Raw genomic sequence first — 17,167 nt, forward strand, 5'->3', positions numbered from 1 at the left:
TTCGTGACGCCCTCACGCCCTACCTTCACTTAGATCCCAGGAGCACCCGTACCTCATGACCCGTCCCCGCAGTTCGCGTTCCTCCGTGCCCACCGCCCGCAACTTGGGCCTTACCCACCCGAAGGCTCAGGAGGACCTTCAACAGCTGGGATGGGTGGACGCTAAACACGCTGAACAGATGTGGATTCTCGCGGCGACGGGGGACCCGGACCTGGCGCTGAATAACCTGATCCGCCTGGTGAACGCACTGGGTGATGAGGCATCTGAGCTGCTGGATCGAATTGCCGAGTCCCGCACCTTCGCCGTGCGGCTATTGGGGCTTTTCGGTGCATCGTCGATGTTGGGTGATCACATTGTCGCCCGTCCGCAGGAGTGGAAGCAGCTGGAATCGGGCATGCCCACCTCTCAAGAGATGATGCAGCTGATGCTGGACAGCGTCGAGGCGACGCGCGTTGAGGGCGCGGGTGAACGGGTGTTCCGCGCTGCCGTTACCGGTTCGCAGGCCGACGACGCCATGCGCCTTGCCTATCGCACAATCCTGGCCCGCATCGCTGCCGTGGATGTGGCGGGCACTTTTGTTCAGCGCGGACAGAAGCCATGCAAACCAGTCAGCTTCGAGCTGGTCTCCCGACGTCTGTCGGATGCTGCGGATGCTGCCCTGACCGCCGCGCTGGCAGTGGCTTGCGCACAGGTTTATGACGCCGACGAGGAACCCGCCCGGCTTGCCGTACTAGCCATGGGCAAATGCGGTGCGCAGGAGTTGAACTACATCTCGGACGTGGACGTCATCTTTGTTGCCGAGCCCGCAGACCCGAAGGCCACGCGCTGGGCAGGGGAGTTCATCAACATCGGCACTCGCGTGTTCTTTGAGGTGGATGCGGCACTGCGCCCGGAGGGCAAGAGCGGTGCGCTGGTGCGCACCCTGGAATCGCATGTGAACTACTACAACCGTTGGGCCGAGACTTGGGAGTTCCAGGCGCAGCTCAAGGCCCGCCCGATGACGGGCGATCTGGCATTGGGGCAGGAGTACGTCGATGCGCTGGCCAGCAAGGTGTGGTCTGCTACCGAGCGTGAGGACTTCGTGACGGATGTGCAGGCTATGCGCCGCCGCGTCATTGAGAATATTCCGGATGATATCCGCGCCCGCGAGTTGAAGTTGGGGCCGGGCGGCTTGCGTGACATTGAGTTCGCCGTCCAACTGCTGCAGATGGTGCACGGGCGCACCGACGAATCTTTGCGTACCCGCTCCACCGTATCCGCGTTGAATGCTTTGGCCGCGGGTGGCTATATCGGCCGGGCAGATTGCCAGAGCCTGCAGGAAGACTATGCGTTTATGCGCCTGCTTGAGCACCGCCTGCAATTGCAGCGCCTTAAGCGCACCCACACCCTGCCGTCCAAGGAGGACATCCGCGCACGTGTATGGCTGGGGCGTACTGCCGGCTGCAGACCGGAGGGCACCAGGTCGATGGACGAGCAGCTATCCGCGGACGTCAAGCGCGTTAACCTGCAGGTCAGCCACCTGCATTCGAAACTGTTCTACCGCCCATTGCTTACCTCGGTGGCGGCGATGGAGGCAGAGACGATTCGCCTGTCTCCGGAGGCCGCCAAGCGCCAGCTTGCCGCCTTGGGATATGCGTACCCGGATCGTGCATTTGAGCACTTGAGTGCGCTAGCAGCGGGGAAGAGCCGCAAGGCTAAACTTCAGGCCATCATCCTGCCCACGTTGCTGGAATGGCTCGGCAAAACCGTTGATCCGGATGCCGGCCTGCTGAACTATCGCAAAATGTCGGAGGCTGCGCATGAGTACAGCTGGTTCTTGCGCCTGCTGCGCGACGAAAACATCGTGGGCAAACGCCTCATGCACATCCTGGGCACGTCTCCCTATGCCTCGGAGCTGTTCCTGAACTCTGTCGATTCGGTGAAACTGCTTTCCGACGGCGCTACCGGGCCGAAGTTCCTGGAGCAGGCTCATCAGGTGGTTACCCACTCCCTGGTGGCCGCAGCAGGCCGACATCGCCACCCGGACAAGGCCATCTCCGTCGCGCGTTCGCTGCGTCGTGCAGAGCTCGCCCGCATTGCAGCGGCCGACCTATTGGGCTTCATGGACGTCGAGCAGGTGTGCGTCTCCCTGTCTTGGGTGTGGGACGCGGTACTCGAAGCGGCTTTGCGCGCTGAGATTCGCTATTGGGAGGACGAGAACGTAGCCAATGCGCCTGCCCGCATCACCGTTATTGGCATGGGACGGTTGGGTGGCGCGGAGCTGGGCTATGGTTCCGACGCCGACGTGATGTTCGTCGCCCAACCTGTAGAAGGCGCCGACGAATCAGAGGCGCTGAAGTGGGCCACTCATATTTGCGACACGGTGCGAACTCGCCTGGGCAGACCCAGCCAGGATCCGCCATTGGACGTGGACATTGACCTGCGCCCCGAGGGACGCAACGGGCCGGTCGTGCGCACGCTGGATTCCTACCGCCGCTACTACGAACAGTGGGGCGAGACGTGGGAGATGCAAGCCCTGTTGCGTGCCACCTGGATCGCCGGCGATAAAGACCTGGGCATTGAGTTCCTGCACATGATCGACGACTTCCGCTATCCGCCGGGAGGTGTGGACGAAAAGGTCGTGCAAGAGGTTCGCCGTATGAAGGCGCGCGTGGATTCAGAACGCTTGCCGCGGGGTGCAGACCGCAAAACTCACACCAAGCTAGGCCGCGGTGCGCTGACCGACGTGGAGTGGACTGTCCAGCTGCTTACCATGCAGCACGGCGATGATGCTCAGAACCTGCGCAACACCTCCACCCTTGAAACGCTGCGCGAGCTGGCCAGCGGTGAGTTTATCGCCGAGGCCGATGCGGAAATCTTGCGTGATGCCTGGATCACCGCCACCATCGCCCGCAACGCAATTGTGCTGGTGAAGGGCAAGCGCAAGGATCAGTTGCCTAGCCACGGAGACCAACTTCGTCACGTTGCGGCGGCGGCCCATTGGCAGCCAGAGCAGGCACAGGAGTTCCTTGACGACTACCTTAAGAAGACCCGCAAAGCACACCGCGTGGTCGACCGGATCTTCTGGGGTGAGGATGTCGGCATTGACTACGGTGGCTAGTCCAGCTGCCCCTCGACGATGACGTTGTAGCCCAGGTCGCTGGAACCAGAAACGGAGCAGGCGATCAAAACAATGCGGCCTGGTCGCTTGTCGTCCATGATGTCCGGATCGACGATCGCCTCGTTCTTATCCACCAGCCAGCTGCGGGTGACTTTCCACGTGTGTCCGTGGTTCGCGCCATCGCGCATGGTGATGCGGGCGCCATTAAGCACATCGGAGGAGTAGCGTTTCACCGGTTTACCGTCGGTTCCGGTGACATTCTTCGGCGGAGCATTGAGGTTCACATCCGCAGTCACAGCTTCGCTCAGCGGGTTAAAAACCAACGGAGCAGCACCCCAGGCGTGCCCCAGCACATACATTGTGCCCTTTTCCGCATTGTTCGGGGAGACTCCCCAGCCATCTACCCAGCGCACCATCGTGTTCTGCGGGCCAGCTGGGTTGAGCGGTAGGGCATAGGGCATCGAGGCATATGTCGCCCCATTCACCGGTGCGGGACCGTCCATGGTGAAGGAACCATTCTGTCCGAGTGGCCCCGGGACAAGTGAGGGATCCTTCTTCTTGTCTTTGTCCCCGTCCTTATGGTCCTTGCCCTCCTTGCCGTCCTTGTCTTTCTTCTTGTCGTTGGGCTTCTCCGCGCTCGAAGATGCAGAGCTGCCAGTCTCCTCACTGGAGCTAGCACCGTTGGAGGCCGAGGGGGCGTCATCACCCGAAAGAGCTAAAACAGCCCAAACAATCAGTGCGATGACGACGAGTAGAGCTACAACGGCGGCTACAGTTCGGCGGCGATTAGTAAAAGGGCGGGTAAAGCTCATAGTGAATAAGTTTATCCATATATCGACCGAGTAGCGTAGGACGCGTGACGGTGACAGACAAAGAGAAACTCAGCAGCCGCGCGCTGCTGGTATGGGGAGCTGGGGTGCTGTGCTACACCCTGGCGGTCACGGGACGCACTTCCTTTGGCGTGGCCAGTGTGGACGCAATCGACCGCTTCCACATCAATGCCGCGCAGCTGGCCGTGTTCACCACACTGCAGCTGGCCGTGTACGCGTTTGCCCAGATCCCGGTGGGGTTGCTGGTGGATCGCTTTGGCCCGCGCAAGCTAATGGTTGCCGGTGCTTTTGTGATGGCGTTAGGGCAGGTGACTCTGGCTTTCACCTCCAGCTACCCGGTGGCGATCGGCGCCCGCATGCTCATCGGTGCAGGCGATGCGACGGCCTTCCTATCCGTCATGCGCCTGATCCCCGCGTGGATTCCACTACGTCACGCTCCGCTGTTGGGGCAGCTGACGGGCGCGGTGGGACAGTTTGGCCAATTTCTCTCGGCGGTGCCGTTTTTGAGCTTGCTGCACGCAACAAGCTGGCAGGTAGGGTTCGTCAGCCTTGGAGCAGTGGGGGCGCTGGTGGCCTTGGCGGCGGGGGTTTTGGTGAAAGATGCGCCGGAGACTGCGAAGCCTGCCCCGACACAGCCCTCTGCCACCACGCAGCGGATGTCCGTTAGAACGATCCTGGCTAATGTGCTGACCAACCGCGTGTGCTGGCACGGCTTCTTTGTTCACTGGACGGGTCTGGGTGCGCTGGTGGTGTTCACCCTGCTCTGGGGACTGCCGATCATGACTCTTGGCCTGGGGCTGCCCGCGGATAAGGCCGGATTGGCACTATCCCTTGGCACCTTGGCCTCGGTGATGGTGGGGCCGATTGTGGGTCTGCTTTCTGCACGCTTCTACAACCACCGCATGCAGGTCGTGATGCTCTTTTCTGTCACCGGATGGTTGGGCTGGTTATGGTTCTTTACCTCTGCCCCCACCGGCGTGTTGTGGACTGCGTGCCTGATGAACATCATCATGGGTTTCACCGGCCCCGTCGCGAACCTGGGCTTTGATTCTGTGCGCGAGAAAGTGGACCGCCGCTTCGTCGCCACCGGCACCGGCTTGGCGAATATGGGTGGCTGGATCGCGGGCATGATCGGCGCCCAGGCAGTTGGCGTGTTGCTCAACCTGCGGGCTCCGGATGGGCATTACACGTGGGGCGACTTCGGTGTGGCCTGGATTGCCGTGGCTACTGTGTGGGCGTTTGGCTTCTGCGGAATGTGGCTTTCACGCGATCGAAACGTTCGGCGCCATTCTTAGGGCTGTTTGTTAGGGGGTTGTTCTTGAGGACGCCCACCGCCTCCGTTGTCGGAAGGTCCTTAAACCCTTCGCGGATGGCGAGGCGCAGCGTCAAGAAAGTAATGACGACCATAAGGATGTTCCGTGCCGTGAGCACAAGTGCTGCGAACCAGTGTGGACCTTCGAAAAGGAGGTTATAGGTGAAGGGGAAAACCACCATCGTCAGTGCTGCAGCGAGCACGCTAAGGCCCGGCAGGTAGCCGAGAACCTCGTGTTTGCCGAACACCATTGACCGGGATAGTGGTGCCGGGGTGCCCTGCTCGGAAGGGGCAGCTGCCGGCAACTTGGCGATCATCACGGCCAGCACGGGGCCGAACCACACCACGTACTGTGGCGAGAACACCTTGTTGGAGACGATCAGGAGTAGCACCATCGTCAGGAGGAACGCGCTGGTGCTTCGCGGGGACCAGCCGTCATAAATAAAGCGCCACAAGGCCCACCCCAGGCCGAACAGCATTGTGGCGAGCATAAGGATGGTGCTCAGTGTGAGCATTTGATCCACGCCGGGGCCGAAAATCTCAAAGCTCTTTGACGGGGCTTTCGCGATATGCCATTGGCCGGGCGCAAAGGCAGCAGCGAGGATGAGGGGAGTGGCGAGGACCGACTCGATCTGCAAGCCGCGGACGTCCTGGTAAGTGAGTGGGGAGACCAGACGATCCCAACCAGACGTCAGTACTGTGACCAGGCCGACAACCACCATGGTGCCGGCGAACGTGGCCAGACGGGCCCACGTGGTGGAGCGATTCCACTTATCCACGAGCCCGGCAGCAAGGGCAGCAGGCCAGAGTTTCGACATCGCCGCAAATCCCAATAGTGCGGAGGCTACCTTGGGGTGATTGAACAATGCAGCAGCAGCGATAGCCACCAAGAGGCCAGGGATGAGATCCAGACGGGAATACGCAATGGGGCCTGTAGCCGCGCAAAAAGCCGTCCAGAATAACGCCGCCCGATGGCTTTGATTCAGCAGATAGAAGAAGAATGCGGTGCTGAGCAGGATCAAGAAGCCCGAAAAAACGACGAGGAATGTGTGGGTGTGGTCGCCGCACAGCCACACGATGGCGCGTACCGGCCATAATCCCGCATCCGGATACTCAGTGAGTGGCACCGCTCCGTGGAGTGGTTTCGTGGGCTCATGTACTGAATTACGGAAGTAATACAGCGGATCGCCCTTGGCGAAAGGCCAGAAGACCAAAACGCTGATCAGAATCGCCTGCACCAACGCCCACGCGCCGATGATTCGGGATCGAGTCCAGTGGGCGGAGGATAGGTTTTGCTGATCATGCACAGAAGTGAACTGTACCTAAGACTCTTCTGCTTCCATAGCAATGGCACGGATGGTCTGCTGAATTCCTTGAACAAGGCCAGCCTCGAATTTTTCCTCCCCACCGAGAAATGCAGCCACCAACGCTCGCGACACCAGCGTGGTATTCCCTCCTGGCACGAGCCGCTTCTCTGTGAGCGTGGTGGTTCCGTCGGTGGAAGTCTCGAGTTCGAAACGCCAACGCGAGCGGTTGAGGGGGATCTTGAACTCGAAGACCTTCTCCGGCACGACTTCTGTGACTACTGCCCACGTGGGCCACCACAGTAAACCTTGACGATTGATGTTGAGGTAGATCGTACCTGGCGTAGGGGTGCTCCCGGAGTTGCTCGAGTTGCCCGAACCGCTGGAGCGCTTACGGTTTAGCACAATCATTTTCTTGCACTGTGGGCTGCGGTCTCCCATTGCGGTGAGGGTGATAACGCGCTGCAGAATCTGTCGGGTTCGCGTTAAACGTCCATGACCAGCGCGGAATCCATCTCGCCATGCCGGGAACACTCTGCGGTCCATCCCATCGGGTTCACCTGAACCTTCATGCGGCGGCCACACAGTGGGCAGAAGCGCGGCGGTTCCAAACCCGCCACCGCCCCACGACTCGCCTGTGCAAGTGCCCCGCGGCCGACGCGCAAAGACTTATCAGAAGAATCGAGGGGTTGGCCCGTGTGGGCGTCATACAGCGGAGTACCGCCGAGAACATAGAGAGCGGTGAGTTCGCTGAGGGGAGTACTAGAGGACATTGCGGTGAGCCTACAGCGTTGCGTTCAGAGCCTTGATCGGCAGCTGCAGCTTGCCGAGCATGTCCACGTCGCGCTCAGCGGGGCGGCCCAGCGTGGTCAGGTAGTTGCCCACAATAACAGCATTAATGCCGCCGAGTAGACCCTTTTCTGCGCCCAGGTCGCCCAGAGTCAGCTCGCGGCCACCGGCGAAACGCAGAAGCTGACGGGGTAGCGCCAGACGGAAGGCGCCGATGGTGCGCAGCGCATCATTGACTGGCATTGGTTCGATATCGGCGAATGGGGTGCCCGGGCGCGGGTCGAAGAAGTTCAGCGGAACCTCGGTGGGATCGAGGTTCTGCAGGTCGATGGCGAACTCTGCACGCTGCTCGACCGTCTCGCCCATGCCGACGATGCCGCCACAGCACACTTCCATGCCTGCGTCGCGCACCATCTCCAGGGTGGAGGTGCGCTCCTCCCACGTGTGGGTCGTAACAACTTCCGGGAAGTAGCTCTTGCAGGTCTCCAAGTTGTGGTTGTAGCGGTGTACACCGAGTTCCTTGAGGCGGTCAACCTGCTCCTGGGTGAGGATGCCGATGGAGGCGGCGATGTTGATGTCCACCTCTGCCTGGATGGCGGCGATAGCCTTAGCCATTTGGTTCATCAGATCCTCGTCAGGCCCCTTAACAGCGGCGACGATGCAGAACTCAGTGGCACCGGTCTTAGCGGTCTGCTTTGCGGCCTCGATCAGCTGGGCAATATCCAACTGGATGGAACGCACCGGAGATTCGAAAAGTCCCGACTGTGCGCAGAAGTGGCAGTCCTCGGGGCAGCCACCAGTCTGCAGGGAAATAATGCCCTCCATCTCCACGGCATCACCACACCACTTCAGACGCACTTGGTGGGCGAGGTCCAGCAGCTCGTCCAGGTGCTCATCGCCGAGCTGCAGAACCTGCAGGGTTTCCTCGTAGTTCAGGGGCTCGCCATTTTCCAGCACCTTCGTGCGTGCGAGCTTTAGAATCTCGGGGGTATCGGTGGCCTTGGTAGCTTCAGTGGTCGTCATCGTCGGTCTCCTCTAGTTCTCGTGCGAGTTATGGTGGCGTATCGCTCTTGAACGCTGTTTAGTTTCACATGCTAACTTACTGCCATCGCGGCGTGCGACATACCGGGCACTCAGGGAACCTCGCGGGGGTGGGGGAGCAAGCGGGGAACATGCGCGGTGCAAAAATAATGTGGCGCCTCCCCAAGAGAAGCGCCACATTGAAGAACTGAAGCGAGTTATATGCGTGCTCGTCAGCCTGCTGGTTGGAAGGCTGAACCGTCCACTCCGGTGGCACGTCCTTGCCGGATTCCTCGTCCTGCTCTGCCTGCTCGGCCGTTTCCTGAACGATGCCCTTGGCGTGGTGGCTCGGTGCATAGATGGCGTACACCTGCATCGGCTCTTCACCAGTGTTGATGATGTCGTGCCATACGCCCGCCGGAACCTGTACGGCCCAGCCGTCGGAGACCTCTTGCTGGATGGTCATGTTGTCCTTGTCGGGGCCCATGATGCACTTGCCAACTCCCGCATCTAGGCGCAGGAACTGGTCGGTATCGTGGTGCACCTCCAGGCCGATCGAATCGCCGGGAGCGATAGACATGAGGGTTACCTGCAGGTACTTACCCGTCCATGCGGTGGTTCGGTAGTTGGTGTTTTCTCGGGTGGCAGTTTCAATGTCAAAGACGTTGGCTTCTGGTTCGTCTGTCGGACGCTGGCAACGTCGTTGCGGGGATGGCCGAAGCTGTAACACTAGAGGTATGGAACTTTCTGATGCTTCCGCCCCCGCACCCACTCCCGATATCTATTGGAAGGACAACCCCGGCCGTCCTGGCGCCTGGGAAGTCGCGGGCCTGCGTTGGCTCGCTGATGCCCCGGGCGGAGTGCCCGTCGTCACTGTTCACGCGCACAATGAACGCGGTCTGGGGATTGATCGTGTTTCTTCGATGACGCCCACACGCGCCATGGCCGAAGATTTTGGAAGAAAGCTGGCGTTAACCCACGACGCGGGCGCGCCACACTTCGGTTACTCGCCGACGGAAGAGTCAGGATTCCAAGGCCCCAACGACAACCTCTTGGAGCTTCCCCTCAAGCCTTACGAAAACTGGGGCGAGTTTTATGCCAACGTGTGCCTGGCACCGCTGATCGAGCGGGTTTTCGACAATGCTCCAGCAGAGGTCACGCAGCTACTAGAAAGTTTGCGCGCCGGGCAGTTGGATGACGGCACACCTCCGGCCCGCATCCACGGCGATCTGTGGGCGGGGAATGTGTTGTGGGGGAGGGTGGCGTCAACAAATAGGACAGGAGGAATCCTTATCGACCCGAGCGCGCATGGCGGGCATCCGCGTGCTGATCTGGCGGCGCTACGGCTATTCGGTGCACCGCACTTAAGCTGCATCGAGGGCGCGTACTTTGAGGTGGCAAGTGAACAGGGCGTGCTGGGTGCAGAAGAGCCTGGTTGGGGTACAGGTTCACGAAGTGTTGACCTGCATCAACAGCACCTTCTATGGCTCCATGCGGCCGTTTTCGGTGGTGGCTACGTGGGGGAGGCAACAGCGGCGGCCTCGCGCGTGATTCGCACATTGTAAAGGTGCCCGAGAGGCGGCCGCGGAGTAAGGTCGACTCTCGGACTAAAAATACAACTATCTTCGTAAAGGGGTTCCTGAAGCGTGAAGAGAACATTCTCCATCGCTATGGCCTTCGTCGGACTAACCGTCGGCGCGGGTTTCGCTACTGGCCAAGAAGTCATCCAGTACTTCGTTTCCTTCGGAATGAACGGAATCTGGGGTGCCGTGCTCGCCGGCATCGTCATGACTATCGCGGGCAGTGTGATCCTGCAGGTCGGCAGTTATTTCCTGGCCGACGAGCACCGGATGGTGTTCCGCAATGTGGCGCATCCGATTGTGTCGCGGTTCCTCGATATCTCTGTAACGCTGACCCTTTTCGCCGTTGGTTTCGTGATGCTCGCCGGTGCGGGCTCCAACCTGGAACAGCAATTTGGCCTGCCAGCCTGGGCGGGTGCGCTGATCATGACCGGCGTGGTGCTAGCAGCCGGAATGCTGGATGTGGAGAAGGTTAGCCAGGTGATCGGAGCGCTCACTCCGCTGATCATCGTGGCTGTCGTGTTCGCCTTCGTTTACACGATGATGCACATGCCCGCCGATACTTCCCACCTGAGCGAAGCTGCGATGGCGGAGGACTCGCCGGTTTCTCCGTGGTTCCTGTCTGCCGTGAACTACAACGGTCTGGCTCTACTGCTGGGTGTATCGATGTCTCTGGTGATCGGCGGTAACTATGCTTCGCCGAAGGAAGCCGGTATCGGTGGCTTGATGGGTGGCGCGCTGTACACGGTGATGCTGATCATCGCGACTATCACGCTGTACCTGAACATTGAGAAGGTGTCCGGTAGCGATGTGCCGATGCTGGAAATGATGAATCAGATCCACCCGACCTTGGGCGTGATCATGGCGATCATCATCTTCTTCATGATTTTCAACACGGCGATCGGCATGTTCTATGCCCTTGGTAAGCGCCTGACGGCCAGCACGGACAAGTCTTTCCGTCCGGTGTTCGTTGTGGTGACGCTGATTGGTTATGGCATCAGCTTCGTAGGCTTCGACACTTTGATGACGTACGTCTACCCGGTGATCGGCTACATCGGTATGGCGATGATCGTCATCATGATCGCGTGGTGGGTGCGCTCCCGCCGTCGCATTTTTGTGGAGGCTAAGCGCCGCGACCGTATCCACGAGCTCGCCCACGCGCGCGAGGATAAGGATGGCGACTACACGGAAAAGGATCGCCAGGAGATGCGCAAGCTGGTTGGCGAATCCAATATCGACGATAAAACGCTGCACAAGACCATCACCGACGAGGTGAAAGACGAGATCGACCAGTAGGCTAAATATCCATGTTGGGCGAGATTTGTGACGCATATGTGACGGCTGCAATCAGTTCTGCGGATCTCGCCCCGCCACAGGGATGGGGGCCGGTGCTGAAGGAACAACTCGGCATCGAACTGTGGCGTATTCCGATTGTGATGGTCGCCGCAATCGGCATCTACTTCACTTTCCTCGTTGCTGTGCGGCTCTTTGGGCAGCGCATTTTGAGCCCACTAGGGGGCTTCGATGCCGTCGTTATTTTTATGTTCGGCGCTGTAGCGGGCCGTGCCGTGCTGGGGCACCCGCCGTCATTAGCTGCGGGCGTCATTGGCCTTCTTACCCTCATGGGCATGGAGGCCATCTTCGGGGTGGTGCAGGACGTTGTGGGGTTGCGTCGCACAATTAACCCGCCCCCGACGGTATTGGTCGCTCACGGCGAGTTGGTCGAGGAGACACTCAAGCGTCAGCACATTACCGACAATGCAATCGCTACTGCGTTGCGCAAGGCTGGGGTGCGGGATATAAGCGAAGTCGCTTGCATGGTGCTGGAGTCCAATGGTTCCATCTCCACCCTGCGCGAGGGTCACGAGATCGACCCTTCTTTGTTGTTGGGAGTGGAGGGTGCCGAAAGGGTAGTGACGCCCCCTCGGCCCAGCGAACCTTAGGCGTTCAGTACTGGATGCAGTCGCTTCATGGTCCACGTTTGCTGGCTGCGCGCCGATAGCGTGGTGACCAGGAAGGCGCCGAGTCCGACCAGTATCAGCACTCCGACTGCGATCGGTAGGCGTTCATCGTAGAAGCCGTAGATCAGCTGCCTGAAGCCGTTGACTGTGTATGTCATCGGATCGAATGGGTGCAGGAATTGGAAGAACTTGTTCTGGGTCTCGATGGGGTAGAGGCCACCCGAGGCAACGATTTGCAGCATTAGCACCGCCAGTGCCGCCACTCTGCCTGGCCCGGGGCCCAGGAAGGCGATAAAGGCCTGGTTCATCAGCATCCACACGAGCGCCACGAGTGCGGCGAAGAGGAATAGCCCTGGGATGTTGGCGGTATCCATACCCACGCCCCAGATAGTTACCGCCACGACTACACAGGCCTGCAGGACGGCGATAATGCCGGTTGGCAGGAAGCCGGAGAGTGCCGCGCGCCACGAGTGCACGCCGGAGTTCACCGTGCGAGCCTGCAGTGGCTTAATCATGACGTACACCATGATGCCGCCGATGAAGAGCGCCATACTGAAGAAGAACGGTGCCATACCGGCGCCGAAGGTGTTGGTGCCGGAATCGTTGTCGGACTGCATCTGCACAGGTCCGCCGATGGTGGATGCGGTGGCGAGGCGCTGCCCCTCGTTCCACTTCGGCACCTGCTTGGCGCCATCGGAGAGCTTGTCACGCAGCTCGGTGGCGCCATTATTGAGCTTGACGGTGCCATCCTTGGCCTTGGAGGTTGCGTCGGTGAGCTGGTCGGCACCATCCTTTAGCTTGGTGTTGCCGTCGTCGAGTTGGATGATGCCATCCTTCAACTTGCCAGCGCCGTCCGAGGCATCGCCGAGCTTGGTGTTCAGGGTCTGCGCGCCATCGTCGATCTTGTTTACGCCGTCTTGCAGCTGCTTGAACTGTGCCGGCAGGCCGGAAAGCTCGCCGACCCCCTTGCGCAGTGGGGCATTCGGGTCATTCAGCTGGTAGGACAGCTGCGCTGAGCCATCGGCCAGACGCTTGAGGTCGGCCGCGTTTTGAGACTTCGGCCCCAGCCCCTGGGTATCCAAAGAGTTAGCCGCCTTGTCGAGTTCATTTGCTGCATTGATGGCGGAGGGCAGACCGGTGGCTCGCAGGTCGCGGGAGATATTGCGCAGGTTCGTCGCTTGGTCGCTTTGCACCTTCGTGACGGTGCCGAGCTTGTTGCGTAGCTTCTGTACGCCGTCGTTCACCTGGCTTGCCCCGTTGCCGAGCTTATCGACGCCGGTTTCCAGCTGATTTAGCTTTCCACTTTGACCGTTGAGCTTCGTTGCCGCAGCGTTTACCTTCGTGGCTAGCTCGCCCGTACCGTCAGAGAGTTTGCCCGCACCGTCGTGCAGCTTGGAAATACCATCGTCGAGTTCATTCGCGCCCTTGCGCAGCTTGCCGGAGCCATCCTTGGCCTTGGAGATGCCGTCGGAGAGTTTGTTCGCACCGTCGTCGAGTTTGCCGGAGCCGTCCTTCAGTTCAGCGGTGCCGTCGGCGAGTTTACCTGCGCCGAGAGCTGCCTTTTGCATGCCACTGCCGGCGTCGACCACGCCGACTAAGACCTTGTCCACGGCCTCGGCGCTGATCTTGTCGCCAACGACACTGATGACCTCACGCATGACGTTCTGGCCGATCATGGTGGACAGATAGCCATTGGCGTCGTTGTAAGTGCTGATGAGGTTGGCCTTCTCCGGGGTTTCAGAGGTGGGGGAGGCCACGGCTTCGGAGAAGTTCTCCGGTAGCTCAAGCGAGAAATAGTATTCGCCGGATTCCACGCCCTTACGGGCATCCTCGGCGTCGGTTTCGATCCAACTGATCTGATCGTTTTCCTTTAAGCCCTCGATCACCTTATCGCCGGCGCGGAGCTGCTCGCCCTTCACATTCGCGCCCTTATCACTGTTGACCAGGGCGACGGGAAGCGAGTTGAGGTGCCCAAAAGGGTTCCAAAACGCCCAGAGGTACAGGGCGGAGTACAGCAGCGGCATGAGTACCAGGATCACGAGTGCAATTCGCGTCAACCGGTTGCGCTTGAAGCTGCGGATTTCGCTGTTGAGTTTGAATCCGGCGAGCATTAACGGTTCTCCTTTGGCTCTGCGATGTGGGTGGAGGTGTCTTCGGGGATGTCGAGGTCGTCTAGTTCTGGATCGTATTCCGGATCGTTTTCCGGATTGGGTTCCGAATTGTCGTGTGGACTGTCTTGGGAACCGCTATAGGCCGGTTCACTATCCATCGGGTCACTGTATTCGCACAGTCCGGTATGAATCGGGTGCGTGTGGCCAGCGTTGGCGTCAATTTCAATAACCTTGTTCGGTGCAACGGGGCCAACAATTGGGTTAGCGGAGTTGACGATCACCGGAATATCTTCTGACAGGCGTTCGAGCACCTGTAGCAGAATTGCTCGGTCATCGTTTTCGTGTACCTGCTCAATATCGTCCATGATCAGCAGTTCGACGGGCTTGTTATCAGCGGGCGATAAAGCCAAGCTGATGCGAAGCATGATCTTGTCGAGATTGTCCAACTGGGAGATGTAGGCATCCAGCGGGGGAAGGTCACGATCGCCGTAGACGTGGGAGCAGATACGCTCCAGATCTTCCTGGGTGGCCTTACCCATTGGCATGAACCAGTGCTTTGACCACGACAGGGACTCGGTGAGGATGTCCTGGACAGTAACTGAACGCTCTAATAGGTCGATTTGCTCCACGCCGGCGATGGCGACGCGGGAGCGAATTGGGCGAGGCTTGGATTCGCCGAGAACACTCAGCGAGCCGCCCGTGGGCTTCATGCGACCCGAAAGAACCAGGGCGAGAGCCGTGCGGCCGGAGCCGCCCTTGCCGAGCAGATTGGTTAGCCCCTGGCTGGGCACGGCGAAGCTAAGGGGGCCGAATACTTTGCCCTCATCGCCTTTAAGCTCGAGATCCTGGGCTTCTACTGCATAGGAAGACATGGCTTTACCTGATTTCTTGGAGAGTGGGAAGCGCGGTCTATTTCATCAGACACCCTGGGTATTTTTGTAGATTTTGACGATTTCGTCAATTTTCGTTGTGGTGTGGCGAAATAGCGCTATACGTTGCCGTATAGCGCTTAGTTTATAGTGTGTTGGGCAGTAGCCGCTTGGCTATATTGCCGCCCCGAAGATGCTGCCGACCGCGAAGGTCACCGCCAAGGCGAGCATTCCGCCAATCACGATGCGCAGTATTGCGCGGGTCTTTGGCACGTTACTTAGGTGAGCCGACAGGGCGCCGGTGAGCGCCAGAGCCACGAGGGTCACGCCGAAGATGACGGCGACGGGAGCGAAGAGGGCAGCAGCAAAAGGTAATGCGGCGCCCAGGATGAAGGAAATGAAGGAGGCGATGCCTGCCGACCATGGGTTAACGAGCTGGCTCATTCCCATGGTGCGCTCGGAATCGCGCTGGGAGGAGACGGAGACATATTCACCCAGGGCCATGGATATGGCGCCACCGATCACGGCGCGTCCGGTGTGCTTGGCGCGTGCGGCAGAGGTTGTCACTTCAGTCGTCGCAATGGTGACGGTCTGGCGCTCGCACGCGTCGACGGCCACGCAGCTGCCGTCGTAGTAGCGATCACAAGGACAAGATACTGAAGTGCTCATGACTCAAGTATTGCCGGGTTGGAGAGGCGCCGCAAGCATTGGAAGGCTACCTTTGCGCAGGTCAGGGTACCTTTCATTAGGTGAGGCTGGGATTGGGGAACTAAAGATCGTGGTAGATTTTTGGGTTAGATAGTTTTGTGTTTGAGAAGTGTACGTGGGTGTCGAACTCGGAGAGCTGCTCCCAGATCTTTCGTACTTCGGACTTTGTCCGAAGCTTCTTCATCTGAAGTCCGCGGGTGCCACATCTAGTTCTTGTTTCACCTGCTCTGAGGAAATGCCACGGGCTAGTGCGACTGCGGAAGAAGATACGACGCCCTTGCGATAGCCCTTGGTTGCGTCGGCAACCAGGCGCGGAGATGGTCGTGGCTGGTCTGAAACTAGCGCATCCGCATTGTATTGCTCCCGCCAGCCGTAAAGGGAAGCCAATTTAGGAGCGGACCATTCTTTAGATAATTCGTCGCAGACTTCCTCGCTAATCAATCCAGCCTCTTTCAGCTGGATGGCAGCTACCGAAGGGGAGACTCGGAAGTGTTGAATGATCTTGGAGAGTGTTTCGGGGGCTGCGGGAGAGAGGTTCTGAGCGATCTTCTTCACCCCATCCAAGGGGCATAGTACGTTGCGGGCAAACGAATTGGCTCGAGTCTCCGAAGGGCTGTTTGGCTCGCATTGAGGTACCTCGGAAGATCGGTCAATATCGTCAGCCAGGATGTGTCCGACCTCGTGGGCTACAGTGAAACGTTGCCGATAGGGAGAGGTGCTTGTTCCTACGCCGATGACGATGTTGCCCGTTTGTGGATCCTTGACGGAGATTGCTTCAACGTCCGTTGGGAGGGGGCGAATGAGCAGATCAGCATTTACGTGCTCGGTAAACGATTCGATGCGATCGATGGGATCGTTTCCAAGCTCGTAGAAGTGCCGAAATTGTTCAGCGAGGCTTTTGCCTTGCTTGGTTGGGGAGGCATTTTGCTCAAAGGAGAACGCACTAGGCATCTAGCACCTCGTCCAGGGTGTTTCGGAGCTCGAGGTACGGCATCAGGTCGCTTTTTATTTCAGAGATGTCGATCTCCTTTGAAGAACGCGCAGCCCACTGAGCGCGCTTAGAAAGTGGAATTTCATCCGTTAGCTCATTCAGGCTGATTCCAAATACCCAGCTCAGGGCCACCAGATCGCTCACCGTTGGTTGTTTTGCCCCATTCTCCATGCGTGAGATCCCAGATTGGGAAATCACTCCCTCAAGCTCTCTAGAGAGTTCACGGGTCGACAATCCTCGCAGCTCTCTTAGAGTCCTCAGACGTGTTCCAAAATCTTCTGGCACCACCTGAATCACTTCCCCTCTTAACTGATTCACCTAGGTTTAGGGCGGAATCCCATGGTTGTAAAGGCGTGGTGGCGTCAGTAACTAACGGGCGCCCGTAAGACGGGATGACGGTTACGCGTGTGTCTCGCTGTGGGTATGGGAACTACGAGCCTGTTCAATTGAGGCTGATGCGAGCTTGTGCTTACTGCGCCGCTGCGCGTTGAGTCGTAGGCTCCCGGACACCTGGGTACTTTGTCTCGCCGGCGTCAGCACGGGCTAGCTACGGCATCTCATCACGGGTCATCCGTGGGGTGATGGGCTGAGA

16 protein-coding genes are annotated in these 17,167 nt (G+C 59.2%); 5 read left to right on the forward strand and 11 right to left on the reverse strand.

Annotation, left to right across the window (positions count from 1 at the left end; translation table 11 throughout):
* Positions 1-55: 55 nt before the first annotated feature.
* Complete coding sequence (locus ACWXWJ_RS02005; protein WP_473963391.1) at positions 56-3,100, forward strand: bifunctional [glutamine synthetase] adenylyltransferase/[glutamine synthetase]-adenylyl-L-tyrosine phosphorylase; 3,045 nt, start codon at positions 56-58, stop codon at positions 3,098-3,100.
* On the opposite strand, the gene ACWXWJ_RS02010 is transcribed toward ACWXWJ_RS02005, so the two are convergent.
* Positions 3,097-3,912 (reverse strand): sortase family protein, encoded by an 816-nt coding sequence (locus ACWXWJ_RS02010; protein ID WP_473963392.1) that lies wholly within the window; start codon positions 3,910-3,912, stop codon positions 3,097-3,099. The genes ACWXWJ_RS02005 and ACWXWJ_RS02010 overlap by 4 nt on opposite strands.
* A gap of 44 nt (positions 3,913-3,956) precedes the next feature.
* On the opposite strand from ACWXWJ_RS02010, the gene ACWXWJ_RS02015 reads away from it, so the two are divergent.
* Positions 3,957-5,225: an MFS transporter gene (locus tag ACWXWJ_RS02015; RefSeq protein WP_473963393.1), complete on the forward strand. Its 1,269-nt coding sequence runs from the start codon at positions 3,957-3,959 to the stop codon at positions 5,223-5,225.
* Here the strand turns inward: ACWXWJ_RS02015 and ACWXWJ_RS02020 are convergent.
* From ACWXWJ_RS02020 to ACWXWJ_RS02040, 5 genes are all read right to left on the reverse strand, one after another.
* Complete coding sequence (locus ACWXWJ_RS02020) at positions 5,155-6,549, reverse strand: hypothetical protein (RefSeq protein WP_473963394.1); 1,395 nt, start codon at positions 6,547-6,549, stop codon at positions 5,155-5,157. The genes ACWXWJ_RS02015 and ACWXWJ_RS02020 overlap by 71 nt on opposite strands.
* A gap of 15 nt (positions 6,550-6,564) precedes the next feature.
* Positions 6,565-6,957, reverse strand: a complete 393-nt coding sequence (locus ACWXWJ_RS02025; RefSeq protein ID WP_473963395.1) for an SRPBCC family protein — start codon at positions 6,955-6,957, stop codon at positions 6,565-6,567.
* Positions 6,958-7,031: 74 nt separating this feature from the next.
* Positions 7,032-7,319 carry a biotin synthase auxiliary protein BsaP gene (gene bsaP, locus ACWXWJ_RS02030; RefSeq protein ID WP_448307202.1) on the reverse strand — a complete coding sequence of 96 codons (288 nt, stop codon included), beginning with the start codon at positions 7,317-7,319 and terminating at the stop codon, positions 7,032-7,034.
* A gap of 10 nt (positions 7,320-7,329) precedes the next feature.
* A complete protein-coding gene (bioB, locus tag ACWXWJ_RS02035) occupies positions 7,330-8,358 on the reverse strand; it encodes a biotin synthase BioB (RefSeq protein ID WP_448307200.1) in 1,029 nt (342 codons plus the stop codon).
* Positions 8,359-8,434: 76 nt separating this feature from the next.
* Positions 8,435-9,085: a cupin domain-containing protein gene (locus ACWXWJ_RS02040; RefSeq protein WP_473963396.1), complete on the reverse strand. Its 651-nt coding sequence runs from the start codon at positions 9,083-9,085 to the stop codon at positions 8,435-8,437.
* Between the two features lie 7 nt (positions 9,086-9,092).
* Here ACWXWJ_RS02040 and ACWXWJ_RS02045 point away from each other — a divergent pair, with 7 nt between their 5' ends.
* The 3 genes from ACWXWJ_RS02045 (at position 9,093) to ACWXWJ_RS02055 (ending at position 11,878) form a co-directional block, all read left to right on the forward strand.
* The gene (locus tag ACWXWJ_RS02045) at positions 9,093-9,920 is read left to right on the forward strand and encodes a fructosamine kinase family protein (protein ID WP_473963397.1); all 828 of its coding nucleotides are present in this window, start codon (positions 9,093-9,095) and stop codon (positions 9,918-9,920) included.
* Positions 9,921-10,001: 81 nt separating this feature from the next.
* Entirely contained in the window at positions 10,002-11,231 is a 1,230-nt protein-coding gene (locus ACWXWJ_RS02050; protein WP_473963398.1) for a YkvI family membrane protein, read from the forward strand.
* An 11-nt stretch (positions 11,232-11,242) separates the two neighbouring features.
* Complete coding sequence (locus ACWXWJ_RS02055; protein ID WP_473963399.1) at positions 11,243-11,878, forward strand: DUF421 domain-containing protein; 636 nt, start codon at positions 11,243-11,245, stop codon at positions 11,876-11,878.
* Here ACWXWJ_RS02055 and ACWXWJ_RS02060 read toward each other — a convergent pair.
* The 5 genes from ACWXWJ_RS02060 to ACWXWJ_RS02080 form a co-directional block, all read right to left on the reverse strand.
* Entirely contained in the window at positions 11,875-14,007 is a 2,133-nt protein-coding gene (locus ACWXWJ_RS02060) for a YhgE/Pip family protein (protein WP_473963400.1), read from the reverse strand. The genes ACWXWJ_RS02055 and ACWXWJ_RS02060 overlap by 4 nt on opposite strands.
* Entirely contained in the window at positions 14,007-14,879 is an 873-nt protein-coding gene (locus ACWXWJ_RS02065) for an ATP-binding cassette domain-containing protein (protein WP_293791775.1), read from the reverse strand. Before ACWXWJ_RS02065 ends, ACWXWJ_RS02060 begins: the two co-directional genes overlap by 1 nt.
* A 171-nt stretch (positions 14,880-15,050) precedes the next feature.
* A complete protein-coding gene (locus tag ACWXWJ_RS02070; protein ID WP_293791774.1) occupies positions 15,051-15,545 on the reverse strand; it encodes a VIT1/CCC1 transporter family protein in 495 nt (164 codons plus the stop codon).
* Positions 15,546-15,764: 219 nt separating this feature from the next.
* The gene (locus ACWXWJ_RS02075) at positions 15,765-16,535 is read right to left on the reverse strand and encodes an ImmA/IrrE family metallo-endopeptidase (protein ID WP_473963401.1); all 771 of its coding nucleotides are present in this window, start codon (positions 16,533-16,535) and stop codon (positions 15,765-15,767) included.
* Positions 16,528-16,893 carry a helix-turn-helix domain-containing protein gene (locus ACWXWJ_RS02080; protein WP_473963402.1) on the reverse strand — a complete coding sequence of 122 codons (366 nt, stop codon included), beginning with the start codon at positions 16,891-16,893 and terminating at the stop codon, positions 16,528-16,530. The genes ACWXWJ_RS02075 and ACWXWJ_RS02080 overlap by 8 nt, the downstream gene beginning before the upstream one ends.
* Between the last annotated feature and the right edge of the window lie 274 nt (positions 16,894-17,167).

The sequence above is a fragment of the Corynebacterium sp. p3-SID1761 genome, assembly GCF_055862885.1.